Annotated in this window: 17 protein-coding genes; 12 read left to right on the forward strand and 5 right to left on the reverse strand. The window is 53.0% G+C overall.

The window, feature by feature from the left end:
* The first annotated feature begins 85 nt into the window (after positions 1–85).
* Positions 86–1,024 carry an alpha/beta fold hydrolase gene (locus tag BW941_RS04155; RefSeq protein ID WP_076514393.1) on the forward strand — a complete coding sequence of 313 codons (939 nt, stop codon included), beginning with the start codon at positions 86–88 and terminating at the stop codon, positions 1,022–1,024.
* 138 nt (positions 1,025–1,162) lie between these two features.
* A complete protein-coding gene (gene speE / locus BW941_RS04160; protein WP_076514394.1) occupies positions 1,163–2,017 on the forward strand; it encodes a polyamine aminopropyltransferase in 855 nt (284 codons plus the stop codon).
* 80 nt (positions 2,018–2,097) lie between these two features.
* Here the strand turns inward: speE and waaA are convergent, their stop codons facing one another.
* Complete coding sequence (waaA, locus tag BW941_RS04165; protein WP_076514395.1) at positions 2,098–3,369, reverse strand: lipid IV(A) 3-deoxy-D-manno-octulosonic acid transferase; 1,272 nt, start codon at positions 3,367–3,369, stop codon at positions 2,098–2,100.
* Between the two features lie 99 nt (positions 3,370–3,468).
* Between waaA and hldE the strand changes: the two genes are divergently transcribed.
* Genes hldE through BW941_RS04185 form a run of 4 tightly spaced genes read left to right on the forward strand, consistent with a single transcriptional unit; the run spans position 3,469 to position 7,654 of the window.
* Positions 3,469–4,899 carry a bifunctional D-glycero-beta-D-manno-heptose-7-phosphate kinase/D-glycero-beta-D-manno-heptose 1-phosphate adenylyltransferase HldE gene (gene hldE / locus BW941_RS04170; RefSeq protein WP_076514556.1) on the forward strand — a complete coding sequence of 477 codons (1,431 nt, stop codon included), beginning with the start codon at positions 3,469–3,471 and terminating at the stop codon, positions 4,897–4,899.
* The gene (gene rfaD, locus BW941_RS04175) at positions 4,896–5,867 is read left to right on the forward strand and encodes an ADP-glyceromanno-heptose 6-epimerase (protein WP_076514396.1); all 972 of its coding nucleotides are present in this window, start codon (positions 4,896–4,898) and stop codon (positions 5,865–5,867) included. The genes hldE and rfaD overlap by 4 nt, the downstream gene beginning before the upstream one ends.
* Positions 5,860–6,807, forward strand: a complete 948-nt coding sequence (gene lpxL, locus BW941_RS04180) for an LpxL/LpxP family Kdo(2)-lipid IV(A) lauroyl/palmitoleoyl acyltransferase (protein WP_076514397.1) — start codon at positions 5,860–5,862, stop codon at positions 6,805–6,807. The genes rfaD and lpxL overlap by 8 nt, the downstream gene beginning before the upstream one ends.
* A gap of 25 nt (positions 6,808–6,832) precedes the next feature.
* Positions 6,833–7,654 carry an SDR family oxidoreductase gene (locus tag BW941_RS04185; RefSeq protein WP_076514398.1) on the forward strand — a complete coding sequence of 274 codons (822 nt, stop codon included), beginning with the start codon at positions 6,833–6,835 and terminating at the stop codon, positions 7,652–7,654.
* An 89-nt stretch (positions 7,655–7,743) separates the two neighbouring features.
* On the opposite strand, the gene BW941_RS04190 is transcribed toward BW941_RS04185, so the two are convergent.
* Positions 7,744–10,455 carry a S8 family peptidase gene (locus BW941_RS04190; protein WP_139325738.1) on the reverse strand — a complete coding sequence of 904 codons (2,712 nt, stop codon included), beginning with the start codon at positions 10,453–10,455 and terminating at the stop codon, positions 7,744–7,746.
* Between the two features lie 280 nt (positions 10,456–10,735).
* Between BW941_RS04190 and BW941_RS04195 the strand changes: the two genes are divergently transcribed.
* The 3 genes from BW941_RS04195 to BW941_RS17810 all read left to right on the forward strand — a co-directional run bounded on the left by BW941_RS04195 (position 10,736) and on the right by BW941_RS17810 (position 13,926).
* Positions 10,736–12,250, forward strand: a complete 1,515-nt coding sequence (locus BW941_RS04195) for a YifB family Mg chelatase-like AAA ATPase (protein ID WP_076514400.1) — start codon at positions 10,736–10,738, stop codon at positions 12,248–12,250.
* Positions 12,251–12,307: 57 nt separating this feature from the next.
* Positions 12,308–13,636, forward strand: coding sequence for a DUF4397 domain-containing protein (locus tag BW941_RS04200; RefSeq protein ID WP_076514401.1), 1,329 nt, complete (start codon positions 12,308–12,310; stop codon positions 13,634–13,636).
* A 134-nt stretch (positions 13,637–13,770) separates the two neighbouring features.
* Positions 13,771–13,926, forward strand: a complete 156-nt coding sequence (locus BW941_RS17810; RefSeq protein WP_175607862.1) for a hypothetical protein — start codon at positions 13,771–13,773, stop codon at positions 13,924–13,926.
* Between the two features lie 34 nt (positions 13,927–13,960).
* Here the strand turns inward: BW941_RS17810 and BW941_RS04205 are convergent, their stop codons facing one another.
* Complete coding sequence (locus BW941_RS04205) at positions 13,961–15,571, reverse strand: EAL domain-containing protein (RefSeq protein WP_076514402.1); 1,611 nt, start codon at positions 15,569–15,571, stop codon at positions 13,961–13,963.
* Positions 15,572–15,782: 211 nt separating this feature from the next.
* Here BW941_RS04205 and rep point away from each other — a divergent pair, with 211 nt between their 5' ends.
* From rep to BW941_RS04220, 3 genes are all read left to right on the forward strand, one after another.
* Positions 15,783–17,801 carry a DNA helicase Rep gene (gene rep, locus BW941_RS04210; RefSeq protein WP_068442564.1) on the forward strand — a complete coding sequence of 673 codons (2,019 nt, stop codon included), beginning with the start codon at positions 15,783–15,785 and terminating at the stop codon, positions 17,799–17,801.
* Between the two features lie 194 nt (positions 17,802–17,995).
* A complete protein-coding gene (locus tag BW941_RS04215; protein WP_245820037.1) occupies positions 17,996–19,180 on the forward strand; it encodes an ABC transporter substrate-binding protein in 1,185 nt (394 codons plus the stop codon).
* A 28-nt stretch (positions 19,181–19,208) separates the two neighbouring features.
* Complete coding sequence (locus BW941_RS04220) at positions 19,209–21,293, forward strand: methyl-accepting chemotaxis protein (RefSeq protein ID WP_076514404.1); 2,085 nt, start codon at positions 19,209–19,211, stop codon at positions 21,291–21,293.
* A 424-nt stretch (positions 21,294–21,717) separates the two neighbouring features.
* On the opposite strand, the gene BW941_RS04225 is transcribed toward BW941_RS04220, so the two are convergent.
* Positions 21,718–24,015, reverse strand: coding sequence for a hypothetical protein (locus BW941_RS04225; RefSeq protein ID WP_076514405.1), 2,298 nt, complete (start codon positions 24,013–24,015; stop codon positions 21,718–21,720).
* Positions 24,016–24,205: 190 nt separating this feature from the next.
* A complete protein-coding gene (locus BW941_RS04230) occupies positions 24,206–25,666 on the reverse strand; it encodes a coniferyl aldehyde dehydrogenase (RefSeq protein WP_076514406.1) in 1,461 nt (486 codons plus the stop codon).

Consider the following 25,666-nt stretch of genomic DNA (forward strand, 5'->3'; position numbering starts at 1 on the left):
CCGGAAAAGATATGGGCGGCATGATTATCAGACCTTACTATGTTGCCTGCTTATAAGTGAATGAACGACTCATAGAGGAGTAATAATGAAAATAGTTAAAGCGATAGCCGCGCTGGTTGTGGTAGTGGTCATTGGTATCACAGGTACCATCATGGTTGCCCCAGAGGAGACCGCAACGTTTCTGGTTGATGTGAAACGCGGTCTTGGAGATCTTGAACAGAAAGAGATTACTCTGCCGAGTGGTCTGACCTACGTTTACCTTGAGTCAGAAAATACCGAAGCAGACACACTGGTTCTGCTGCATGGCTTTGGTGCTGATAAAGATAACTTTACCGAATCAGCCCCGTACCTGAAAGACTTCCACCTGATCGTGCCTGATCATATTGGCTTTGGTGAGTCGTCGAAACCTAACCCGGCTGACTACACACCAACTGCTCAGGCTAAACGTTTACACGAGTTGTTCAGCGAGTTGAATCTTGATCGTAAGATTCATATGGGCGGCAGCTCCATGGGTGGTCATATTGCTATGACCTATGCTGCCCTGTATCCAGCTGAGGTAAAGAGCCTCTGGTTGCTTGATCCGGGCGGTGTCTGGTCTGCGCCGAAATCTGAAGTGATGACTATCGTTGAAGAAACGGGCAAGAACCCACTGACAGCGAAAACCGAAGATGAATTCCGCGATGTGTTCGATATCGTAATGAGCGAACCACCGTTTGTGCCTGGGTTCGTGCTGGACCAGATGGCCAAAAAACGCATCGACAATTTTGAGCTGGAACAGGATATTTTCGCTCAGATCAAATCGGACAGTGTTGAAGAGCGTGTGACTGGCCTTGAGACCCCGACGCTTCTGGTTTGGGGTGTCGAAGACCGTGTACTTAACGTCGGTGCTACGGATGTTCTCGAACAGCTGATGCAGAATGTCACTACTATCAAGATGGAAGGTATCGGCCATCTTCCTCAGCTGGAAGCGCCAAAGCAGACCGCTGAAGACCTGAAAGCCTTTATTGCTGGGCTTGAGCAGTAATCGCTTACTGTGTTTAACCAAAGAAAAGGCCAGCAATTGCTGGCCTTTTTGTTTGCCCTACGATTACTTCACCATAGTCCTGATTTGCTATGGCAGCTATAATCCGGCGCTTTACTCACTCCCATCTGGAATCCGCCCATGACTGAGAAAACTTTCGTCCGCGAGCGTCTGTACGACGACTACGCCCAGTCCTTCACTGTCAGTGAACTGCTGTTTGAAGTAAAAACCGAACACCAGCATCTGGAGATCTTCGAAACCCCATTTCTTGGTCGTGTGATGCTGCTTGATGGCGTGGTGCAGACCACCGAGAAAGATGAGTTTATCTATCACGAGATGATGGTGCACGTGCCTATGCTGGCGCACCCGAATCCAAAGCGTGTGCTGATCATTGGTGGTGGCGACGGCGGTATCCTGCGTGAAGTGCTGCGTCATAAGAACGTAGAGCACGTCACTCAGGTCGAGATCGATCAGAGCGTCATCGATATGTGCAAAGAGTACTTCCCGAAGCACTCTGACGGTGCCTACGACGACCCGAAAGCCAATATCGTGATCGCCGACGGCAAAGATTTTGTCGCCAACTGCACTGACAAATTTGATGTGATTATCTCTGACTCGACTGACCCTATTGGTCCGGGCGAAGTGCTGTTCACTTCTGACTTCTACGCCGATGAGAAGAAGTGCCTGAACGAAGGCGGCATTATGGTAGCTCAGAATGGCGTGCCATTTATGCAGGGCGATGAAGTGACCAACACTTTCCAGCGTCTGAGCAAGATTTATAACGAAGCCAGCTTCTATGTGATGCCAGTGCCAACCTACGCGGGCGGTTTTATGACTCTGGCATGGGCAACCGATGATGAGTCACTGCGTAAGCAAACCGTTGAGCAAATCCAGGCGCGTTACGATATTGCTGGAATTGAAACTCGCTACTACAACCCGGAAGTACACGTCGCCAGCTTCGCGCTCCCGAATTACGTGAAAGTGCTGATGAAGTAAGTCGTCTGCCTGAAGTATGCCAAAAACAAAAACGCCCGCGCTGACTGGTATCAGCGCGGGCGTTTTCATTGGAGGAGCTTTTAATTCTTGCGTAGTTTTTCTGTGATCAGCTCAAGCAGCTGCGACACCGCTCCACGATTCGTCTCCACGACTCCCAGTCCTTTCTGGCCCATCGCCTCGCGGGCAGTGCTGTCCTTCAGCAAGCGAATTGCCTCTTCCTGCAATGCCGGCAGACTCTCGCAAACGGCCATAGCACCGGCGTCGGTCAGTTCAGTGACGATGCTGGTGAAGTTTATGTGATCAGCGCCAATCAGGGTGGCTTTTCCTAGTGCTGCCGGCTCAATCGGGTTGTGACCGCCGCCGCCAGAATAAAGGCTTCCGCCCATGACGACGACGTCGGCAGCGGCAAGCATATTCAGCATCTCGCCCATGGTGTCTGCAACGTAGATCTGAGTGTCGTTTGAAGCGGGGCCATTAGTTCGACGATGGACACGCAGGTGACGACTGCGGGCAGCATTGGTTACCGGTTCAAAACGTTCTGGGTGGCGTGGAATCAGTAGCAGTAAAAGACCGGGGACGGCTTCTTCTAACGCAGGATAGATATCGAGTAACTGCTCGTCTTCGGTCGGATGACTTGAAGCCAGCGCCAGTACGGGACGACTCACACCCCATTGCTCGCGTAGGTCGGTACCGTTCTGGTGGCAACCCTCTGGCAGGGTGACATCAAATTTTACGCTGCCCGTAACCTTGAGGCGTCCGGTTGGAAGGCCCAGTTCGATAAAACGTTGGCCGTCAGTGGGGTTTTGTACGGCAACGATATTCAGGCTGTGCAGCATTGGCCGGGTCAAAGCGGGTACTTTTCCATAACCACGGGCGGATCGTTCTGACATGCGGGCATTAGCAAGTACGACTGGCAGATCATGCTGATCACAGCACGCCAGAAGATTGGGCCAAAGCTCGGTTTCTACGATGACCAAAGCGCCGGGGCGAATGCTCTTGATAAAACGATTGATAAAGGACGGCAGGTCATAGGGCAGGTACATGTGAAAGACCCGCTCGCCGAAGATGCGTTTGACCTGCTCCGAGCCTGTAGGGGTAGTACTGGTGATGATCACCGGAGTATCGGGGTTCTGTACCATGAACTGTTTGACAAACTGAGCCGCTGCGAGCGTTTCACCAACGGATACAGCATGCACCCAAAGGCCGCCCGGACGTGGCCTGTGTGGCAGAAACCCAAAGCGTTCAGCGACACGCTGGCGGTATCCCGGGTTCGCGCGTCCACGCCACCACAGTCGGGCGACGATGATGGGTAAAAACAGGCTGTAGATCAGGGTGTAAAGATGTCGTGCCACAGTGCGTCCGGGTACTGAATGTCGGGCCCGGATAGTAGCACAAATCAGAGGTCGCCTATGTTAAACTGCGCGCTTTCTGATCTACCGGCGACTCCCCTGATGGATGTAACTATCCCTGATTTTCACAAAGCCCGGGTTCTGGTATTCGGCGACATTATGCTCGACCGCTACTGGGGTGGCCCGACGTCACGCATTTCTCCCGAGGCACCTGTGCCCGTGGTGAAAATTCAGGACACAGAAAACCGTGCTGGTGGTGCGGGCAACGTTGCGTTGAACATCGCAGTTTTGGGCGGACAGGTTGACCTCCTTGGGATAACCGGAGAAGACGACAACGCCCAGCTACTTGAAGGTCTGTTACAGGATGCCGGCGTTACTTGTGATTTCCAAAGGCACGACACCCATCCGACCATCACCAAGTTGCGGATTATCAGCCGTCAGCAGCAGCTGATTCGTCTCGATTTTGAAGATGCCTTTCATGCGGTGGATATCTCCGCATCGAAAGCGTCGTTTGAAGCTCGCTTAAAAAATACGGGTGTAGTCATCTTGTCGGATTACGGCAAAGGCTCTCTGGCAGATCCTCAGCCTCTGATTAAAGCCGCGAAAGCGCAGAATGTTCCGGTTCTGGTCGACCCGAAAGGTGCGGACTTCGAGAAATATCGGGGCGCGACCCTGATTACCCCAAATCTCAGCGAGTTTGAGGCCGTGGTTGGCCCGGCTCCGTCGGATGAGGAGCTGGTTACAAAAGCCCGTGCGCTAGTCGAAGAGTTTGATCTCGAAGGCGTACTGGTGACCCGCAGTGAAAAGGGCATGACCCTGGTACGTCGCGACGCTGAGCCTTTCCATCTGCCGACCCGCGCCCGCGAGGTGTACGATGTGACCGGTGCCGGTGATACCGTGATTTCTGTTCTGGCAGCGTCTTTGGCCGCCGGTGCGGGTTTTGAAGAGGCTACTTTGTTGGCAAATACTGCTGCTGGCATTGTGGTCGGCAAGCTGGGAACCGCAACGGCCTCAACCGAAGAGTTGCGCCGTGAGCTGCGTCAGGACAGCCAGCAGGGTGCTGGCCTGTTTGATGAAGACTCGCTGATGGTACTGGTCGAGGAGGCCCGTGAACGTGGTGAAACTCTGGTCATGACCAATGGCTGTTTCGACATCATTCATCCCGGTCATGTGCAGTATCTTAAAGAAGCGAAAGCGTTGGGCGACCGCTTATTAGTCGCGGTGAACTCTGACGAATCTGTGTCTCGCCTGAAGGGCCCGGCACGTCCGATTAACCCACTCGACCACCGAATGGCTGTGTTATCTGGCCTTGAAAGCGTGGATTGGGTGGTGCCTTTTACCGAAGATACCCCGGAGCGCCTGATCTGTCGGGTGCTGCCGGATATTCTGGTGAAGGGTGGTGACTACCGCATAGAAGAAATCGCCGGTGGTCAGTGTGTACAGCAAAACGGTGGTGACGTGATCATCCTGAGCTTTAAAGACAACTGCTCAACCACGGCCATTGTTAAACGCATTCAGGAGACAGAAGCATGATTATCGTAACAGGCGGTGCCGGTTTTATTGGCAGCAACATCGTTAAAGCCCTGAACGCGATGGGGCGCACCGACATCATCGTGGTGGACGACCTGAGCGACGGTCGCCAGTTCTATAACATCAGCGATTGCGATATTGCCGACTATCTGGATAAGGATGACTTTATCCAGCGCGTACAGATTGATGATGGCCTGCTGGACGATGTTGAAGCTATCTTCCACGAAGGTGCCTGCTCATCCACTACCGAGTGGGATGGCAAGTTTATGATGGAGAACAACTACGAGTACTCCAAGATTCTGCTGCACGCTTGCCTCGAACAGGGTATTCCATACCTGTATGCCTCCAGCGCATCGGTTTATGGCGGTAGTGACGTCTTCAAAGAAGAGCGCGCTCACGAGAAGCCTCTGAACGTGTACGGCTACTCTAAGTGGCAGTTCGACCAATACGTTCGTCAGTTGCAGGCCACTTATCCGAATAATCGTTTCCCAAGTCAGGTTGTGGGCTTCCGTTACTTTAATGTGTATGGCCCGCGCGAGCAGCACAAAGGTTCTATGTCGTCGGTGGCGTTCCACTTCAATAACCAGATTAAAGACGCTGGCGTCTGCAAATTGTTTGGCGAGACCGAAGGCTGGGGGGCTGGTGAGCAGCGCCGTGACTTTGTCTATGTAGGCGACGTTGTGAAAGTAAACCTCTGGTTCTGGCAGCAGAAAGCGGCATCGGGGATCTACAATCTGGGCACGGGCAAGTGTCAGAGCTTTAACGACGTTGCAGATGCCGTCGTGGCATGGCACGGTGCGAAAGGCACGGATGGCAAGAAAGAGTACATCCCGTTCCCGGACCATCTGAAAGGTGCTTATCAGAGCTTCACCGAAGCGGATATTTCAAATCTGCGTGCGGCTGGCTACACCGATGAATTCTTCACCGTTGAACAGGGCGTTAACGCGTATCTGGACTGGCTGAATGGCTGAAGTATCTCAAGGCGGCGCGGAGCAGCTTAAAGCTCCGATCCACCCTAAGCACTGGCCCATCTGGTTGGGCATAGGACTGCTCGCACTTCTGACGCGGTTGCCTTTTTCATGGCAGTTGGGAATCGGCAAAGGCATTGGCTTGCTGCTCCACAAGGTCGCCGGGAGTCGTCGCAGAATTGCCGAAGTTAATATGGAAATCTGCTTCCCGGAGAAAACCCCTGCGGAGCGTGATGCCCTGGTGCGTCAGATCTTTATCGACAACGGCATCGGTCTGATGGAAACCTTTATGGGCTGGTTCCGTGATCCTCAGTGGTTGGCCGCCCGTACGGATTTTGTAGGTTTCGATAAGGTGCGAGAGGCACAGAATAACGGCCAGGGTGTGATGCTGCTCGGTGCTCATTACTCCATGCTGGATCTCGCTGGCAGCCTGGTCAGTACAGTGCAACGCGTGAGCGTAAGCTATCGCCCGCAGGATAACCCGGTGATGAATTATGTAATGGAGCGGAACCGCGCCCGTTTGTACGATGAATGCCTGACGCGCAAAGACATCCGTGGATTTATCCGTACGTTACGTCAGGGCAACGTGCTCTGGTACGCCCAGGATCAGGATTTCGGCCGTAAGAACAGCATCTTCGTAAACTTCTTTGGCCACCCGGCGGCGACGATTACAGCGACTTCCCGTATCGCGAAAGCGGGTAAGGCGCTGGTGATGCCGATCACTTACTTCCGTAAAGATGATAACTCGGGCTATACCGTCACGGTGCATGATCCTTTACCGATTCCGAGCGGCGATGACGCAGCCGACGCCCAAATGGCGAATGACTTTATCGAAACACAGTTACGGGAGCACCCCTCTCAGTATCTGTGGCTACACAAGCGCTTTAAGACAACGGTTGACCCTGAAATGAAAAAGGGCAGCATTTACCGCAAGAAAAAATAACAACAACTTACGGGGTTTTATCATCATGCAAAAAGTACTGATTACAGGTGCGGCCAGCGGTCTTGGCCGTGAACTGGCCTTACGCTTCGCTAAAGAAGGTGCCGATATCTGTATCGCAGATATTAACAGCGAGGGCTCGGCTGAAACTCTGGAGTTGGTAGAGAAAGCCGGTGGTAAAGGCTGGACGGCTTATCTGGATGTCACCTCTGAAGATCAGTGGAATGCATTGCGTGCTGATGTCGAAGGGCGCTGGGGTGGCCTTGATGTCTTGATTAACAATGCCGGTGTTGCCACTGGCGACCGCATTGACGCGGGCGAGTGGGCCTGGTGGGAATGGATCATCGATATCAACCTGAAAGGCGTCGCTCTGGGTTGTCGTACCTTTACCCCTGTGATGAAAAAGCAGAACAGCGGTTACATTATGAATACTGCTTCGCTTGCCGGTCTGATGATTCTGCCGTCGATGGCTTCCTACAATGTGACTAAGGCGGGTGTGATCGCACTCTCTGAGACCATGTACTACGAGCTGCACGCGTATAACATCAAGGTCACGGCGCTGTGCCCGGGCTTCTTCCGTACCAATCTGAACAAGACAATGAAGACATCCGATCCTTCGATGCTGAAGTTCGTCGACAAGGTGTTCGAGAAGTCAGAGCTGGATGCCAGTGAGGTGGCTGATCGCGCATACAAATCGCTGATGAAAGGCGAGATGATCTGTAACCCGCATCCGATTGGCCGCAAGGCGGTATTTATTAAGCGTTGGCTGGGTGGTCTGTTCCGCTGGAAAGTGAAGCAGGCATCATTCGATTTGCGGCGTCGTGAAGAGTCACTGCAAAAGCAGAGCTGATGTTGTTCAGTTAGCTTAACCATCGAAACACACGCATTAAAAAGGGTCGCATTCGCGACCCTTTTTAATTGAACGGAATTGAGAGTGTTTTAACGACCTACTGAACGGACTGGCTTGCTGTCGCTCTCGTCTTCCGTGCTACTACCCGCTGGTTCAGATTCTATGAGGTCAGATTCTTCGGGGGCAGCTGACGGATTGGCACGTAGAATCCCGAGTCCGCCGTCATCACTGACATCAATGCCACTGATCAGGCTGACAACAAAGTCGATGTCGGTTACGTCACCGTTAACCTCGATGACTTCTTCAGTCACTGAGTCAGGATAGCCGCCGCAGGTTTCCCCGTTCTGGCAGATGAAAAGATCAACGTCGATATCTGAACCTGCGACAACCCGATAGCTGCCGGTAGGCACATCCGTGACCGCGTAGCTGCCATCTGGATTTACGAGGGTCTCTGCAACGATTTCGGCGGTTTCAGAATCTTCCAGCAGTACATATTGAGGTGCCGAATCTGTAATGGCGATGATGTCACCGACTCGCATAGTTACCGTCACATCCAGGCTGTTGCCCGTATCTGGTGTAAAGCGGACCAGACCTTCGTAAATACCATCGACAAGGTCGGCGCGATCGACAGTCACTGTGTATTCGCCGAAGCCATTACTGTCGACATCAGTCGGGCTGACCGTGAGCCAGTCTTCGCTGACGTCTGTTGTGATGACAGGGTCATCAGCTTCATCATTAACGTTGTCCAGAGTAAGGGTCAGTGAAGAACCTGATCCGAACTGAAGTTTGTCAGGGTCGCTTTCAAGAACCGGAACCTGAGGAACACTGCCGCCTCCAGCAAGGTTGTTTGCTTCCTGAACCGCCTTCAGCGCATTTATAAGACCGTGCCCGAACTCATTGTCACGACCGGCAGCGCCGATGTCGTCGGTAATCAGGCCGCTACTCAGCAGGGAATCTACTTCGCTGGGTGTCAGTGTTGGGTCGACGGCCTTCATCAGCGCAAGCACACCAGCGACGTGCGGTGTCGCCATCGACGTGCCTTGCTGAAGTGTGTAAGCGCTTTGACGGGTGCCGGAGGAGTCATCAACTGAGGTACTGAGAACACCATCCGCTTGCCCGTCAGAGTTTGTGTCGTTACGTAGGTCTCCGCCCGGAGCGGCAACGTCTATTTTACTGCCAAAGTTTGAATAGTAGGCCAGGCTGTCATCAGGAGCGGTGGCACTCACAGAAATCACACCGTCGTAAGACGCTGGGTAGAAAAGTTCATCGGTGGAGCTGTTTCCTGCTGCGGCGACGATAATCACGCCGGCATTACGGGCAGCGGTAAATGCATCCTGTTCCGCCGAGCTGCGGAAGCTCGAGCCGAGGCTCAGGTTTATGATGTCCGCCCGGGATGACGGCAAGGTACCGCTGTCATTACTCAGGCGTGCGGCGTAGCGAACCGCCTGTAGCACATCGTAGGTAGAACCTTCACCGTTAAGGCCAAGCACCCTGAGAGGCATAACCCGGGTATTCCAGCCGGCTCCTGCGGTCCCTTGTTGGTTGTCTGTCGCTGCGGCAATTGTTCCGGTGACGTGAGTACCATGCCACGAGCTGGCTCCGCGCTGATTGCTGTCGCCAGGATCATCAGGATTTGAGTCAATGCCATCACCATCGCGGCTTACCGAGGAGTCACTGATAAAGTCGTAACCCGACACCAGTTTGCCGGCCAGGTCATCATGGTTGAGGAATACTCCGCTATCAATTACGGCAACGGTCACGGAAGAAGAGCCTGTCGAGAGGTCCCAGGCTTGCGGCAAGCGGATATCCGCATAGTGAAACTGAAGGCGATACAAGCCATCATCTGGTGTGGCTGTGGCATAACGGATGTAGTTAGGTTCGGCGTACTCAACGTCATCGCGTTGATTCAGTGCCTTAATAGCTGAGAGAGTGTCGCGGCCAGCGTTAAAAGCACTCAGATCCTGACCAGTACTGGCCGATAGGCGCTGAACCGATGCCGGTTTCCTAAGGTTGAGTTTGACCGGGCGATCGGTCGCAGTGCTCATCGCTTGTGCACGATGGTCCCGCACATTGAAGGCAGTAATAGCGGAGGTATCCGCAGTGTCTTTCCATTGCACGATGGCCTCACCCGGCTTGAACGATGGCCGGGTAGGTTGTGACTCAGATGCGGTTGGCAACAGGCTATTACTTGCCGGGAGGATCTGTAAAACATACTTAGAGATACCACTGTAGGCGAACACCTCAAGAATGTAGTCACCATCGGCCGGCACTGAAAATTCTTCGCGGTTGGTCTCTGACTGTGAACTGCGGATGGGGTCGCCGCCGGTATTCAAATACAGATACATGTCCAGATCACCCGCGTATGCGCTATCCGGATTGTTATTGCCGTAGTAGTCAACGACATTCATCACGATTCGCTGCCCGGCCTGAAGTGAGACAGCAAAGTAGTCACTTTCATCCGCTACGTTAGCGAAGCGTTCAAACTCTGGATCGCCTGTCGCTGTGGCGTTTGTTGGCGTGTTCGAAGCAAAGCCTTGCACTGTGACCACGTTTGGCAAGGGCTGGCCATTGAATGGATCGTCATTGGTCAGAGAACCGCTATAGACGTCATTGATGTCGTAATCGATGACCGTCTGTCCGGCTGTAAATAATGTGCCACTGACGGTATGTCCGGAATCTGAGTCTCCGTCTGAACAGCCAGCCAGCATGGCTGTGCTCAGCAGGGCGGCCGCGAAACTTGCGACTGTCGAAGTAGCATTACGAGTGTTACATTCATCATCGATTAAAATGTCAGGAGTCATGGTTTCATCTTCTTCGCTACTGGTGGCGCCTCCACATCCTGCCAGGATCAGGCTCAGCGCAATACATATGGGAGAGAGCCGGTTCACAATACGTTCCCTTCAAACAGTATTCTGTTGTCCGTGCCCCGCTAGTTCTTCGGCCTTGAAAGGTAGATACGACTTAGCCGGGGCTTCAGATGTAAAGGATACGTGACTGGCAGTTATGGTGTCAGTCTTTCTTCGTATGGTCGTCACTCAGGCACTTCTATAGTCTAGCTGGATACAGCGGCAAGGAGGCCCGATGTCACTTTCTACAGTTTATACCCGTGCTCAAGTGGGCATAGAGTCGCCTTTGGTTCAGGTTGAGGTGCACTTGTCTGGCGGTTTGCCTTCTTTAAGTCTGGTCGGTTTACCTGAGACTGCCGTCAAGGAATCCAAGGACCGTGTGCGCAGTGCGATTCTGAACAGTCATTACGAATTTCCGGCTAAGCGCATCACTATTAACCTCGCGCCTGCGGATCTCCCTAAGGAGGGCGGACGTTATGACCTCGCAATTGCGTTAGGTATTCTTGCGTCTTCTGAGCAGGTACCGAAAGACAAACTTACCGATTACGAATTCGTTGGCGAACTGACCTTGTCTGGTGAACTACGTCCGGTGACCGGGATTCTGCCGACGGCGTTACGTGCGGCGCATGCGGGTAAGACGCTGATCGTGCCCGCTGGTAATGCCGGTGAGGCCGCCCTCTGTCATGAGGCCAGAATACTGCAGGCGCGTTCGCTATCTGAAGTCTGTAGCTGGTTGCACAATAATGAATCTCTGCCGGAGGTCAGCGCTGAGGACGCACCGGTTCGAACCGCCCGCCTGACGAATGATCTTTCTGAGGTTAAAGGTCAGGTCGGTGCTCGGCGAGCACTTGAAATAGCGGCGGCTGGGCAACATAACCTACTTTTTATCGGGCCTCCGGGGACTGGAAAGACCATGCTGGCGTCACGGCTGCCCGGAATTCTGCCGCCGATGAGTAATGACGAGGCTTTAGTGGCTGCGTCTGTCGCTTCCATCAGTCACCACAGTGGCGACTGGCAAAGCCGTTGGGGGCAGAGGCCCTTCAGGGCACCCCACCATACTTCATCAGGCGTTGCTCTTGTTGGCGGTGGCGGTAACCCCAAGCCCGGTGAGATCTCTCTGGCGCACGGTGGGGTTTTGTTTCTGGACGAGTTGCCCGAGTACAGCCGTAAAGTGTTGGATGTTCTGCGGGAGCCTCTGGAAAGTGGAGAGATCGTCATCAGCCGTGCCAACCGTTCTGTCACTTACCCGGCCAGTTTCCAGTTAATTGCTGCGATGAACCCGTGTCCATGTGGTTACTACGGTGACCCCTCTGGGCGCTGTCAGTGTACGCCAGATCAGATCCGTCGTTATCAGGGCCAGACATCAGGGCCTTTACTGGACCGGATTGATCTTCATGTCGACGTGCCTCCGGTATCGCCAGCGCTGCTGCAGCAGGCGCCACCCTCGGAGCCGAGTACAGCCGTCCGCGATCGCGTGATGGCCGCGCGTGACCGTCAGATGCGCAGGCAGGGCTGCGCGAATTCCTGCCTGTCAGGGCAGCAGCGGGATGATGTGTGCCGGTTGCTTGAGAGTGATCAGGCCTGGCTTCTGGACACGATCGCACGCCTGAATTTGTCTGCGCGCTCGTATCATCGCTTGCTGACCGTTGCGCGCACTCTTGCCGATCTGAATGACGCGGACAGCATTCAGCGCCAACACTTAATGGAAGCGATTGGTTTTCGGGCTCTTGACCGTTATCGGATGGCCTGACACGGGTTGTTTGGTATAGTGCTCAGGTTGAAGAATAATAATTATCCGGAGAAACCTATGAGCCTGCTCAAAAAACTGACGATTGCCGCCAGCATTGCTGGTCTCGCTGCCTGTGGTGCCGACGACGACAGTGATGCCTACGTGCGTATCTTACATGCCTCGCCTGATGCACAGGCTGTGGATGTATACGTTAACGGCGAACTGCAGCTCAGTGATGTAGCTTTTCAGGATGGTACGGGTTATCTCAAATTGTCTGATGGCAATGCCAATATCGAACTGCGCCTGGCAGGGACGGATACTGTTGCTGCATCTTATGCTGCGAGCCTCAATTCAAATGCTTACTATGCCGCGATTGCCGTAAACCAGGCGAGTGACCTTGAGATTACGGTACTTGATGAAACTGACGTCGTCACTGACGGTGATATTGATCTGCGTGTGCTGCACGCAGCACCAGCAGCCTCGTCAACAGACGTCGATGTGTTTGTATCACAGCCTGATGCTGAGCTGGGGGCGACGCCTCAGGTGAATGCTCTGTCTTATTTGAGTAACCAACTAATCGAGGGAGTCCAGGATGGCTCCTATCAGGTGCGTCTGACTGCGGATGGGTCATCTGATGTCATATACGACTCAGGCTCGTTGAGCGTCACTGATGATGCGATTGTTGTCGCTGTGAACAGTGCTAAAGGCCGCTCCCCCGTTTCTTTGCTGGTTTGGGCCGGTCCTGCGGCGACTGCTATTCAAGACAACACGGCTGAGCTGCGTATCGTACACGCTATCGATACCCAGGATATTGATGTGTATATCGAAGGGGAGCTGTACGCTCCGTTGGAAGATATGAGTTACACCCAGGATTCAGGCTATGTTGTGTTTCCTGCGGGTTCACTGCCTATCAGCATTACTGCAGCTGATGCAGCTCTGGAAGATGCCCCATCTGGCTTATCAACATCGCTTGAGCTTGCGAGAGGGGAGTCCTATACACTGGTTGCGAGTGGTAGCAGTGATGATTTCGCAAATGCGATACGTATTTTCCTGACCGATCAGCGCGAGGCATCACAGGCGGGTTCCGCAGATATCCGCTTGATAAATGCATCCGTCGCTACAGATGTGAATTCGGCAGATGTTTATATCTATGAGTCTGCTGATAGTAGCCAGGAAGCATACGAAACCACTGGGATGAGTCAGGGCGATGATACTGACTATATCACTCTTGCTCCTGATACATACGACATTCACATCGTTGCATCAGGGTCGGGCAAAGCTGGGCCCGCGGTTGTCCCTGGGCTTACCAATCAGACGGTAGCTGCAGGAGATGTTAATTCAATCGTTATAGTTGGTAAGACGACCCCGGTGGCGCTTAAGTTATCATCTGATAAGCGCGCGGACTGATTGCTTTTGCAAAACAAAAACGGGGCTTCTGCCCCGTTTTTTTTGCGCCATGTTTCCCCCCAAAGGTGTCTTCTTGCGAAACCCCGGTGACGTGCCAGACTGATAAAACAGACTGAGCAATTGCGGAGACCTCAGTGAATAAACAACTGATCATATTTCTGTTAGTTATCGGTGCTTTTGTTGGCGCTATGTCTTATTACCATGTCAGCACGCCGAGTCCTTTTGATGGAGAGGCGTTCTTTGGCCCGAAAGAGACTCCAGCACCGCCACCTGAAACGCCTCAGGAGTAAATAGATTGCAACGGAGTCGGGCTGGTAGGGAATGCTAAAAAAGGCTCTGCTGCCCGGAAGCGTAATCGACAAGAACAGACTCCTGAACGCAGGCGCGCTCAATCAGTTTGTCGACGGACATGGGCTGAGCGTAGAAGTAACCCTGCACACGATCGCAGCCCAGTGAGTGGATCACCTCGAGGCAGCTCTGGTCTTCTATCCCTTCTGCCGTTGTTTCCAGTTTCAGGCGCTTAGAAAGGTCCAGCATGGTTGCGACTATGTGTCGTTGTGCCGAATTTTCATCGTCGTGGCTCAGTGGTGTGACAAAAGCCCGGTCGAGCTTTATGCCCGTAATCGGCAGATCGCTGAGGTGAGAAAGCGACGAAAAGCCGGTGCCAAAATCGTCCAGAACGATGCGGACCCCTGCTAGCTTTAATCGATTCAGGTTATTCAAAGATACACTGGCGTCCAGCATCATGGCGGTTTCGGTGAGCTCCAGTTCCAGACTGGCGGCGGGCACCCCCGTTTCATCCAGCAGATCCAGAACTTTATCGGCGTAGTCGGGGTCTGCAACCTCCGGGAACGAAACATTAACTGCCATCCGGATATTGATGCCCCGGTCATTCAGCATCTTCCAGACGTTGAGGGTCTCGCGGAGTGCCCAGCTTCCCAGAGTGCGAATCAGGCCAGCCATTTCAGCATCCCGTATAAATGCGGTTGGCGGCACCATACCAAGTTCGGGGTGGAGCCAACGCAACAGGGCTTCTGCCCCCACAATCGTAGCTGTGTGACTATCAAATTGTGGCTGAAACTCCAGATAAAATTCTTTGTTGCGTAGTGCGCGGATCAGATCCTTCACAACTATGGACTCATCAGCGGTGAGCGAGCGCCCTCCAATCCGGCTGCACATCATACGGCTACGCTCAATTTCGCGAACACAGTGCTGAAGCGCCTCACCCAGGTCATCGTAAGAGTGAAGTGGCACCGGGGTGCTTAGAAATGCGGTCCAAAGGAAGCTTGTGTCATCGTCGTGCGAGCGCAGCCACTTTTCTGAGAGGTGCTTTTTATTCTGGCTGACAATCACGAACTGGTCGTCCAGAAGTTTACCGATCAGAGAATCGGTGGGCGCACTGGCCCGTAGCTGATGTTCGAACGATTGTTGTGTATCGAAGCGGATTTCAGCGCTGTCTCCAGAGGCAGCGGGACGCCAGCGACAACTAACGAGTTGCAGCATCAGATCGGAATTTCGTTCCAGAAGACTGCGACATTGAAGCATCCAGTTCTGGCGAGCAAGTAACGGGCGTAACTGGCCAGCAACGCAAGCCCTCAGCTCGGTCAGACCATGTTTTAGAGCGTGGGGAGTCAGGTGATCGGCATCGATCCATACGCAGGCGTCGGGGTAAAAGGCCCTTTCATCTGAAAAGCCAATCAGTAACGTAGGTACCTGGAGAGTAACTTCCTGAACGCGGTCGCGCTGCTCCGGGTCACCATGTGGCACCGTGATGACGACCATATGCCCCTCTGGGACGGGGATAAACGCGTCCAGCATTCCTACGCGCAGTGCGTTTTTCTGGTGTGCGGTTTCCTGACTCAGCCAGTCTGTCAGAAAATCAGGCATCGGGCTGTCAGTGCCCAGTGCAAGTAGCATCGGTTGTTCGGTGTCCATTCTCTGGCTCATCCTGAAACGGTGTACCCCAAAAATAATCCGCCCTATGACATATAGAAGAGAGAATGCGGCTTCGCGAATGAATGGCCGGAAATGTGTCTGGATTGGCCCATTATTTTCACCCCTGACTTTGTTTCTCCAGCGTTCGGCAGTGGTGTCTCCTTCGAGGTAAATGCTGGTAGAATCTCCAGCCTGTTTCAGAGGTATATCCGTGGTCGATTTAAGTCAGCTCAACCCCCGTCAACGAGAAGCCGCCAAGTATATTGATGGCCCCTTGCTGGTGCTCGCGGGTGCGGGCTCTGGCAAGACGAGTGTGATTACCCGCAAAATTGCTTACCTGATCGATGCCTGTGGAATTAAGTCTCATCACATTGCCGCGGTAACCTTTACCAATAAGGCTGCCAAAGAGATGAAAGAGCGTGTGATGCAGCTCACCGGGCGCGGCGGTGCCCGCGGGCTTACCGTGTCGACTTTCCACAACCTGGGCCTCGGCATTATCCGTCAGGAACTAAGTACCGCAGGTTATAAATCGGGCTTCTCTATTCTCGATCAGGACGACTGCAAAGGCATTATTCGTGACGTGATGCACCGTGAGCACGGTGATGACGGCGATATGCTGGACATGGTTCAGAACGAAATATCCAACCTGAAGAATGACCTGATCACGCCTGAGCAGGCAATTAATAAGGCCGCCAGCCCGCAGGAAGTATTGGTCGCTCAGACCTACAGCGTTTATCAGCGTATGTTGAAAGCATACAACGCTGTCGACTTCGATGACCTCATTATGGTGCCAACCATCTTATTCAGGGATAACCCAGAGGTTCTGACCCGCTGGCAGAAAAAGATCCGTTATCTGCTGGTGGACGAATATCAGGATACCAACACCTCGCAGTACGAGCTGGTTAAGCTGCTGGTGGGTCACCGCAATGGCCTGACGGTGGTAGGCGATGATGACCAGTCGATTTATGCCTGGCGCGGTGCGCGGCCGGAGAACCTGTCGTTACTGAAAAAAGATTTCCCGTCACTGAAGCTGATCAAGCTTGAACAGAACTACCGCTCTACGGGCCTCATTCTGAACGCGGCGAACATTGTTATTGATAACAACCCGCACGAATTCGAGAAGAAGCTCTGGTCTGATCAAGGGTATGGCGATCCGATCAAAATTCTTAAGTGCAAGAATGACGAGGTTGAGTCAGAGCGTATCGCTACCGAAATTGTCGAGCGACGCCTGCGCTACGGCGGCACCTATCGTGATTTTGCCGTGCTGTACCGTGGTAATCATCAATCGCGCATGATTGAGATGAAGCTACAGGCTTATCAGGTGCCGTATAAGTTGAGCGGTGGTCAGTCATTTTTCGGGCGTAATGAAATCAAAGACATCATGGCGTATTTACGCCTGCTGATTAACCCGACAGACGATGCTGCATTCTTACGTGTGGTGAACACTCCCCGCCGTGAAATCGGGCCCAGCACGATCGAGAAACTCAGCGAATATGCAGCGATGCGCAATATCAGCATGATTGCCGCAACGACCGAAATGGGGCTGGAGCAGGTACTGATGCCAAAGGCTCTGGATCGCCTGCGTCGTTTTGGTCACTGGCTGGAGCGTATCACCCGCAATGCCTACACAGATGATCCTGTTGCTGCCATCAAAGAAATGATCGACGACATCGATTACGAAGGCTATCTGCACCAGAACTCCGGAACGCCTCACCAGGCTGAGCGACGTATGAAGAATGTTTACTTCCTGGTTGATCAGATTCAGAAAATGATCGACAAGGCGGATGAGCTGGGCGACGAGTGCACCATTGAAGACGCGGTCGGTAAGCTCATTCTGCGCGACATGCTGGAGCAGCAGAGCGAAGAGGACGAGAACGATCAGGTGCAACTGATGACACTGCACGCTTCGAAAGGTCTGGAGTTCCCGCATGTCTATATCATGGGCATGGAAGAAGAGCTTATGCCACACCGTAACAGCATCGAAGCAGACACGATTGAAGAAGAACGTCGCCTGATGTACGTGGGTATTACACGTGCTAAACGCACCTTGACGCTGACCTATGCCGGTAAGCGCAGACAGTACGGCGAAGCCACGGACACCACACATTCCCGTTTTCTGGATGAGCTTCCGCCTGATGATATCGAATGGGAGGGCAAGTCAGAAACCTCTCCGGAAGAGTCTAAAAAGCGTGGACAGGATACATTGGACAGCCTGATGAACCTCTTTTGAGATGAGCCACCTCCCGGCACAAGCGATAAAACCCCGGACTTATGTCTGGGTTTTTTTTGTTTCTACCTCTGAATATCAGGCATTGAAGACAGGTTAGTCACGTTGGCCTGTTAAGAATGCTTGATCACCGCAATGATTCCGGATGGCTCTCTATACTCATTTGATAGCCCATCATTAATGTCTGGAGTCAGATTATGAAAGTGCGTCATTTCCGGCGGTTGCGCCGCGTCGTCGTCCGTATGTTGTTTGCTTCTGCAGTGGCAGCAACGTCCTCGTTAACGGTCGCTGAAACGATAAAAGTTGGGATGTCGGCCGCTCTGACGGGCCCCGCATCGGCTTTGGGTAACGGAGTTAAAACCGGTATTGAAAGCTACTTCGCGAGTGTGAACGCCGCGGGGGGCGTGAACGGCAATTCGTTAGAGCTGGTCGCGCTGGATGACGGCTATGAGCCTGACCGCGCGGCCCCCAATATGAGCACACTTATTGATGAAAAAGGCGTCGTTGCTGTGATGGGTAACGTCGGCACACCGACAGCAATCGTCACCGTCCCGATCGCTAATGAGAAAAAGACCCTGTTGTTCGGTGCCTATACTGGTGCAGGTGTTCTGCGTCAATCCCCACCCGACCGTTACGTCATTAACTATCGTGCAAGCTATGCAGAAGAAACCGCAGCTATGGTGGATGGCCTCCTTGGTGCGGGCATCAAACCCGAAGAAATTGCCTTCTTTACCCAGAACGACGGATATGGCGATGCGGGATATAACGGCGCTGTCGCTGCACTGAAGGCCCGTGGTTTCAACGATACCGACAGTCTTGCTCACGGGCGCTATGCGCGTAACACGACGAATGTAGAGGGCGCTCTGGGTACCATACTCGATGCGGACACTGAGCCGAAAGCCATCATTATGGTGGGTGCCTATGCCCCCTGCGCTGAGTTTATCCGTCAGGCTAAGCTTGATCTTGATGACGTCGTTTATGTGAACGTCTCCTTCGTGGGCAGCCTGCCCCTGCTGAAAGCACTCGGTGACGATGCGGAAGGCGTGATCGTGACCCAAGTCGTCCCGCACTACGCCTCTGATCTTCCGGGTGTGGCGCAGTATCGCAAAGACCTTGCCGCACACGGTGAAGGCGCTGAGCCTGATTTCGTCTCTCTCGAAGGTTATCTGGCTGCTAAGATTTTTGTCGAAGGTCTGAAAAACTCTGCTGCAGCCGATCGTGAATCTGTGATCGATGGCATTGAGGCCCTATCCAATCTGGATGTGGGTATCGGGGTGCCAGTGTCGTTTGCCAAAGATAAGCATCAGGCGAGCCATGAAGTATGGCCAACGATTATCCGAAACGGTAAGTATGAATCGCTCGAGTGGTCTCAGTTGCAGTGATACTCATTAAATGAGAACGAGGTAATTTATGGCACGGTTGAGTTTGTCGATCCGTCAGCTGCTGACAGTGCTGTCAGCCATTGCGCTGGTGTCTGTCGTGATAGTGTCTGCCATGACGTTCTGGCTCGGGCAGGTGGCAACGGGCGTCGGCGAAAGTATGACTGATGAGACTGAGCAGTCGCTTGCGTTGGTTGATCAGCAGCAGCTGAATTCAGAGATACTGGCTCAAGCACTCAGTGTTATAACGGCAGATTCTGCTGATGCCATGGTTCAGGATACCGCTTTGGATGTTGATCCTGAAGATGTCGCCTGGCCGGAGCTTAGCAAGCTTATCGTTGAGCTCAACGATACCGGAAGGCAGTTGCGTAAGATCAAAGGCACTCTTCTCACTAATGAAACTCTGATGGCTGATAAGGTCGTAGAGATTGAGAAGCAGATATCAGCGATGCAACGGGATGCGGGCTCTCTGAAAGGCAAGAGCTCGCTGATGGTTAAACGCGAGAAGCGTGCTCTCAAAAAGCAGTTTGGGCGTGTAGAAGATACCTTCGAAGGTGACTGGGAAGGTATGGCCGGAGACTTGTTTTCCTTTATCCAGGGCAATGGTGAAGAGATTGCTACGACTTCCGTAGAGCTCTCTGAGGGGGCTGCGCGGCTCGGATCTGTGTCGTTTCAGATGCAAACAATTAAAGATCAATCGGGGCTGATCAGTCTTGAGAAGAATGTCGCGGTTCCTTTGTTTAAGCGCATGGATAAATCGCTGGATGCCTTGACGGATGCAACCCGCGACGCAAAGGCGCTTGCGGACCTGGTTGCCGGGCTGAAGGCGCAAAGCCAAGAGACCGCGACCCTGCTTTTTTCTGGTGAATCTTCATTAAAAAGTTTGCGAGAAAACCACATAAATATGGTCTCGGAACTAAAAGCCCTGAGTTCTCAGATGATGACACTGATCGCTGATGTTGCAGCGCTTTCGTCTCAGCGCACCGGGCAAGTCAGATCGGATACTCAGGAAAAGTTACTCGCAGCAGAAAGCAGTATCAGCGGTATTACGACTGCAAGTGTGATTACCAGCATCGTGGTACTGGCGGTCTTACTGGCGCTCGCTCTGATTATCACGCGGTTTATTACGCGCCCACTGGATCAGGTCGCTGGAGCGCTTAACGATATTGCTTCCGGAGAAGGCGATCTTACCCGCCGCCTGAATGTCACAGGAGTTAAAGAAGCTGTCGTCCTGTCTTCTCACTTTAATCGCTTCATTGATCGGCTACATATCACGGTGAAGGCGGTGGGCGAGGTTACTGATCAGTTGGGCGGCTCAGTCAGCGGTACGATTGAAATTGCTCAGCGTAGCCGCGATGCGATTCAGCGTCAGGCGAACGAGACCGGGCAAGTGGCGACGGTTATGGAAGAGCTCTCACATTCGTTTGCTGATACGGCGGGCTCTGCTAATCATGCGCTAGATTCAGCCAAAGTCGCCTGTGAACAGGCCAGCGAGGGGCAGCTGCAGGTAAACAGGTCGGCTGAAAGCGTGTCGCGCCTGGCAGAAAAAATCGAATCGGGCGTTGCCTCTATGGAGCGTCTTGCAGAAACCAGTCGCAATGTTATTGGAGTTCTGACTGTTATCAGTGAGATCACCGAACAGACCAATCTGCTTGCATTAAATGCTGCGATTGAGGCCGCGCGTGCAGGTGAGCAGGGGCGAGGTTTTGCCGTAGTCGCTGACGAAGTGCGAATGCTCGCTGGTAGAACACAAGCATCAGCGGCTGAGATAGGTGGCATTCTCGACACCTTAAATAAAGATGCGGTTCAGGTCATGAGTATCATGACGGATGGCCGGGACCAGGTGCAGGAGAGTGTTGCCCAGTCACAACAGGTGGCTTCATCCCTTGGAGAGATCACTGCCGCTGTCAAAACCATTCTCGAGTTGAATGAACAGATATCTTCTGGTGCAGCGACACAGAACAAAGCAGTATGTGAGGCGACCGGGAGCGTTGAACAGATCAATGCGATTGGCACTGAAACCCTGACTATTGCTGATGAGACACGAGCGTCTGCTGATCGTCTCTCTGAACTGGCTGGATCTCTGCAGCTGACTCTTAAACAGTTCCGTTACTGATTATTTCCGCCTGACCAGGTTCCCTGACAAACCAGAGCTACTCAACGTAGCTCTGTTTTTTTGGGCCCTGCTTTTTAGCTACTCTTGTTTTCTCCTTATCCCGCTTACCGTATCGCCCGGTATCGCTCCATTCTGTTGTTAATCCTGCTGTATTTGGCCCTGCTGTATTTGCTCCTGCTGTATTTAGCGTCGGGGGTTTTATCCACACTACAATCTGGTGTTCGGTGCTTTCTCTCCTTTCTCTCCTCAGTGGTTACGGATCATACTCTCTGCTGCTTTTGGGTGGCCGCTATCTATTCCTCCTATGCGAAGTGCGGGGTTCACTGGAGGGGGAAACAGAGTTGGGAGTGACGTGCAGGCACAAAAAAGCCCCGGTATTACCGGGGCTCTGAGACGTGTCGGGCCAGCTATCGCCAGCGCACTTTTAGCGGACGTCCCATACCTCGCCATTCACCTCGCCAGTTGCGCTGTCGAGTGCACTGCTGTCTTCAGTATCCTGTCCAAAGCTGACAACGCTGATCTGACGAGCATTCAGTTCAACTTTGGCAAGGTTCATTCTCAGGTACTGAGTCACGCCATCATCGGTATGTTGAGTATTGAGAATGAGGTAGCCGTCGTCGTTGATGGTCCAGGTGAAGCCGAGTGAGACAAAGTCCCCATCATTGATCTCTCCCTGATACAGGCCGTTGCCGTCCTGGGTGAAGCTGAAGGCACCATCACCGAAGAAGAATGACTTTCCGGCCACATCCCCAGAGGTGAACGATACCGCGCTGCAGTCGGTCGCAGCTGTGTCGAAGTCAGCAAAAGAAGAGTCTTCGTTATCAGCGATATCGCAGGCAGTAAGCTCATCCAGCAGGGTATAGTCGAACGCTGCTTTAATTTGTTCGCGTGCGTTCCCATTAAATACCCATTGTTTGTCGCTGCGGCCGCCGGCAGGCATCATCTCACCCGCGCGTACGTAGCCATCGACAACTGCAAGTAAGGGCTTCGCTCCGCGGTCGTAATCACTGCGCAGTGCAATATCCGCAGGCAGGTCGATGACCAGCACTTCTTTTGTTTCTACCGTCGACAGGCGCCAGCTCGTTGAGCCAGCAGCGATCAGGCTTTCCGATTCGCCCATACTGCTTCGTTCGATACGATACAGATTCGCCGTGCCACCAGAAACCAGCTCTACAACGTGCTGATTGTCATCGCCATACAGGTCGATGCCTCCCAGGTCTGCTCGATATTGTGGATTACTTGCGGCTGCTGAGCTGATCAGTTGCGAGAGAGAGGTTGCTGCATCGCCATCTGTTTCATGGTTGCCATCGCCTGTGTGGACAAAGACGTTGTTGCACCAGGTATCGGTCGGAGACCAGGTATTACCCTCGATAACCTCTCCATCCCAGCAGTCGCCGACTGACTCTACATTGTCTTTGTACAGCTCATAAGTATCCTGACTGCGGGTAAAGGTCAGCAGATAGCCCAGGGCGGTATCGTCGAATGTTGCTGCCGGATCAATGACGGCTTGATATTCATGCTCCAGATAGGCGCCAATGCGCTTATTTTCCAGGTTGATCTGTTCACCAGAAATAATTTCCTCGGCGAAACTCAGGCCACCGCGCAGAATACGTACGTTATTACCATCGGTTGACACGGATTCGTTATCCTGTGCGAAACAACGCCACTCACCATTGCCGAGCAGACAATCCTGTTGCTGATTTCCCTCGTCAGACATGGCTGCCCAACTGTCGCCCTGTGTGTCATAGCCATACTGCGTGATGGAAATAACTCCTTCACCATCAGCCTGAACATTGCCATAGCCGAACATCAGTGCGCCTTCTTCTTCAAACGCCTCGAAGAAATTAAGGCCATCGCCATCCGTCAGTAAGCCGGCCAGATTTGCCGCGGTTGCTGCGCGGCGGTCGCGGCGTTCTTCAAGCTGTTCTTCGACTTTGCTTGGGTCCAGACGGGTACTCTGAAGATCATCGGAGCCTGCCAGACCATCGGCGTCGAAACCGTCTCCAGCGGTTTCAATCGCTTGCTGAATATCGTCGAGTGCTTCGAGTACCTGTTCTACGATCAGAGCGGTCAGGTCTTCCTGAGACACGCCGGTTTCGTCGACCACTGTATTAACCAGCTCAATGTTCTTCTGCATGACAGCACGAGTGACCTGGGCAACCTTGTGCAGGCGCTGAAACTCCTCTCCACTGGTGCCGTCATCAGAGCCCGCGACATAGTCTTCAGTCGGGTCAAGTTCAGTACCTAGTCTTGCCTGAATACTGGCTTTAGCCTCATCCGGGCTCAGTCCATTTTCTTTAATCTCGTTCTGCACCATTGTCGTCAGCGGGCTGACAAAGGCTGAACCAGCGGGTGCGGTCAGGGTATAGGTCTTATCAATGGTTTCACCTGGGTTATCTTCATCGATGGTTTCACCCACGATAATTTCAACCACGATGGGTGAATTCGCGATCTGTTCCTGCGTCACGCCTTCGAGGGTATAACCACCACCGGCACTGGTCGTCGTGGTCGGCTCGCCATCGTCGCAGCTCGCATTATTATTTAAGTCGAGGCAAACACGTGCCCCTGCAAGGTAGCCATCGGCGGCTTTACCTTCAAGTGAGACATTTCCACTGCCGTCGCTGTTGTCTGATTCGTCAGAATTACCACTACTGCTGGAGCAGCCACTGGTGATTAAAATCGCTGCAAGCGCAGCACCTGTTGGGATGAGTTGTCTGAACATACGCAAATTCTCGGATGGGAGGAGGTATGTTCAGTGAAGCAGTCTGTATGGATTTGTCTTGCCGTGGTGACTTGTCTAACGCGACAAGAGTTTCGTAACTGGTGGGCGGCTACAAAACAGAACAAAGGGGTAACCGTCGGGTAGCAACCCGATGAAATTGTTACCAAAAATCATCGGGAGTTTTGCGTACTTATTTTATTTTTACTGGCCTGTACTTTTTCTCCATAAACCACATCAGCCCGCGGTACATCAGGTTACCCCATGGAGGAGCAACGAGGGCTGCTGTGTTAATCCGCCCTTTGCGAATAACGCCTTTTGCTTTCGAGAAGTTACGGAATCCTTCTTCTCCATGATAGTGGCCCATGCCAGACGGACCTATACCCCCGAACGGGATATCATCGGCGGGCACATGGCTGAGAGAGTCGTTGATACATACACCGCCCGAATGTGTTGTTTTGAGAATGTGATCAGCGCGTTTCTGATTCCAGTCAAAGTAGTAGAGTGCGAGCGGTCGTTCGCGAGCAGCGACGTAATCCAGAGCCTCTTCAATTGAGTCGTAGGGAATGACCGGTAAAATCGGACCGAAGATTTCCTCCTGCATAACCAGCATCTCTTCGGTGGTATCCAATACCAATGTCATCGGCATCTTCCGTGTGTTTCTGAGATTTTCGTTGCTGGAGCCAGCGGTCATTAACTGAGCACCTTGTGCGCGTGCGTCATTCAGGTAGCGTTCTAAGCGATTTTTCTGTCGCTCAGAGATAATCGCGGTGTAGTCCGGATTCTCTTTGAGTGTTGGGTAGGCCTGCTCGACGGCGTCGATAAAGAGAGAACTGAACTCGTGAACTTTATTACGTGGGCAGAGAACGTAGTCTGGCGACACACAAATCTGGCCGGCGTTCATGCATTTGCCGAAGGCAAGGCGGCGGGCGGCTTCGCCGATGGGAAATTCATCATGAATGATTGCAGGTGACTTGCCGCCAAGCTCCAGAGTGACCGGGGTGAGGTTTTCTGCTGCTGCCCGCATGACAATTTTGCCTACAGGGGTTGAGCCTGTGAAAACCAGATGATCGAAAGGCAGCCGGGTAAATTCAGTGGCTACTTCTACGCCACCGGTTACGACTGCGACCTCATCCTCCTGAAAGACACTGGCAAGAATAGTACGCAGCAGTTCACCGCTCGCCGGGGCAAACTCTGACGTTTTGATCATTGCCCGGTTACCCGCGGCTAGCGCGCCTATGAGTGGCGAAAGTGCGAGGAAAAAAGGGAAGTTCCAGGGGGTTACGATGCCAACAACACCGAGAGGTTGGTAATGAACTTCTGCTTTACCCGGCGCAATGGTAAGTGAGGCATGACGCCGTTGCGGCTTCATAAATTTTTTCAGCCGTTTACGGTAGTAAGCGATGCCCTCCAGCAATGGTAGGATTTCTGCCATCTCTGTTTCTGCGCTTGAACGTCCAGAGAAATCGGCATCAATAGCTGTGTATATCTGTTCCCGGTACGCCAGCAGGGCATTGTGCAAAAGGTTCAGGCGTCGCAGACGCTCATTCAGTTCGGGCATGGGTGTGGAAGCAAACGCGTTCTTCTGCGCTTTGAGTAATGGCTCCAGTCGCGTCAGTTGCGATGCATCATCCGAGTGATGGTTCATATTCAT

This window comes from Thalassolituus maritimus, assembly GCF_900156675.1.
Taxonomy (GTDB): Bacteria; Pseudomonadota; Gammaproteobacteria; order Pseudomonadales; family Oceanobacteraceae; genus Thalassolituus; species Thalassolituus maritimus.

Excerpts from the sequence above, each read along its gene's own strand:
- BW941_RS04155 (WP_076514393.1), top strand. The coding sequence starts at position 86 with ATGAAAATAGTTAAAGCGATAGCCGCGCTGGTTGTGGTAGTGGTCATT.
- speE (WP_076514394.1), top strand. The coding sequence starts at position 1,163 with ATGACTGAGAAAACTTTCGTCCGCGAGCGTCTGTACGACGACTACGCC.
- hldE (WP_076514556.1), top strand. The coding sequence starts at position 3,469 with ATGGATGTAACTATCCCTGATTTTCACAAAGCCCGGGTTCTGGTATTC.
- rfaD (WP_076514396.1), top strand. The coding sequence starts at position 4,896 with ATGATTATCGTAACAGGCGGTGCCGGTTTTATTGGCAGCAACATCGTT.
- lpxL (WP_076514397.1), top strand. The coding sequence starts at position 5,860 with ATGGCTGAAGTATCTCAAGGCGGCGCGGAGCAGCTTAAAGCTCCGATC.
- BW941_RS04185 (WP_076514398.1), top strand. The coding sequence starts at position 6,833 with ATGCAAAAAGTACTGATTACAGGTGCGGCCAGCGGTCTTGGCCGTGAA.
- BW941_RS04190 (WP_139325738.1), bottom strand. The coding sequence starts at position 10,455 with ATGACTCCTGACATTTTAATCGATGATGAATGTAACACTCGTAATGCT.
- BW941_RS04195 (WP_076514400.1), top strand. The coding sequence starts at position 10,736 with ATGTCACTTTCTACAGTTTATACCCGTGCTCAAGTGGGCATAGAGTCG.
- BW941_RS04200 (WP_076514401.1), top strand. The coding sequence starts at position 12,308 with ATGAGCCTGCTCAAAAAACTGACGATTGCCGCCAGCATTGCTGGTCTC.
- BW941_RS04205 (WP_076514402.1), bottom strand. The coding sequence starts at position 15,571 with ATGGACACCGAACAACCGATGCTACTTGCACTGGGCACTGACAGCCCG.
- BW941_RS04215 (WP_245820037.1), top strand. The coding sequence starts at position 17,996 with ATGAAAGTGCGTCATTTCCGGCGGTTGCGCCGCGTCGTCGTCCGTATG.
- BW941_RS04220 (WP_076514404.1), top strand. The coding sequence starts at position 19,209 with ATGGCACGGTTGAGTTTGTCGATCCGTCAGCTGCTGACAGTGCTGTCA.
- BW941_RS04225 (WP_076514405.1), bottom strand. The coding sequence starts at position 24,015 with ATGTTCAGACAACTCATCCCAACAGGTGCTGCGCTTGCAGCGATTTTA.
- BW941_RS04230 (WP_076514406.1), bottom strand. The coding sequence starts at position 25,666 with ATGAATATGAACCATCACTCGGATGATGCATCGCAACTGACGCGACTG.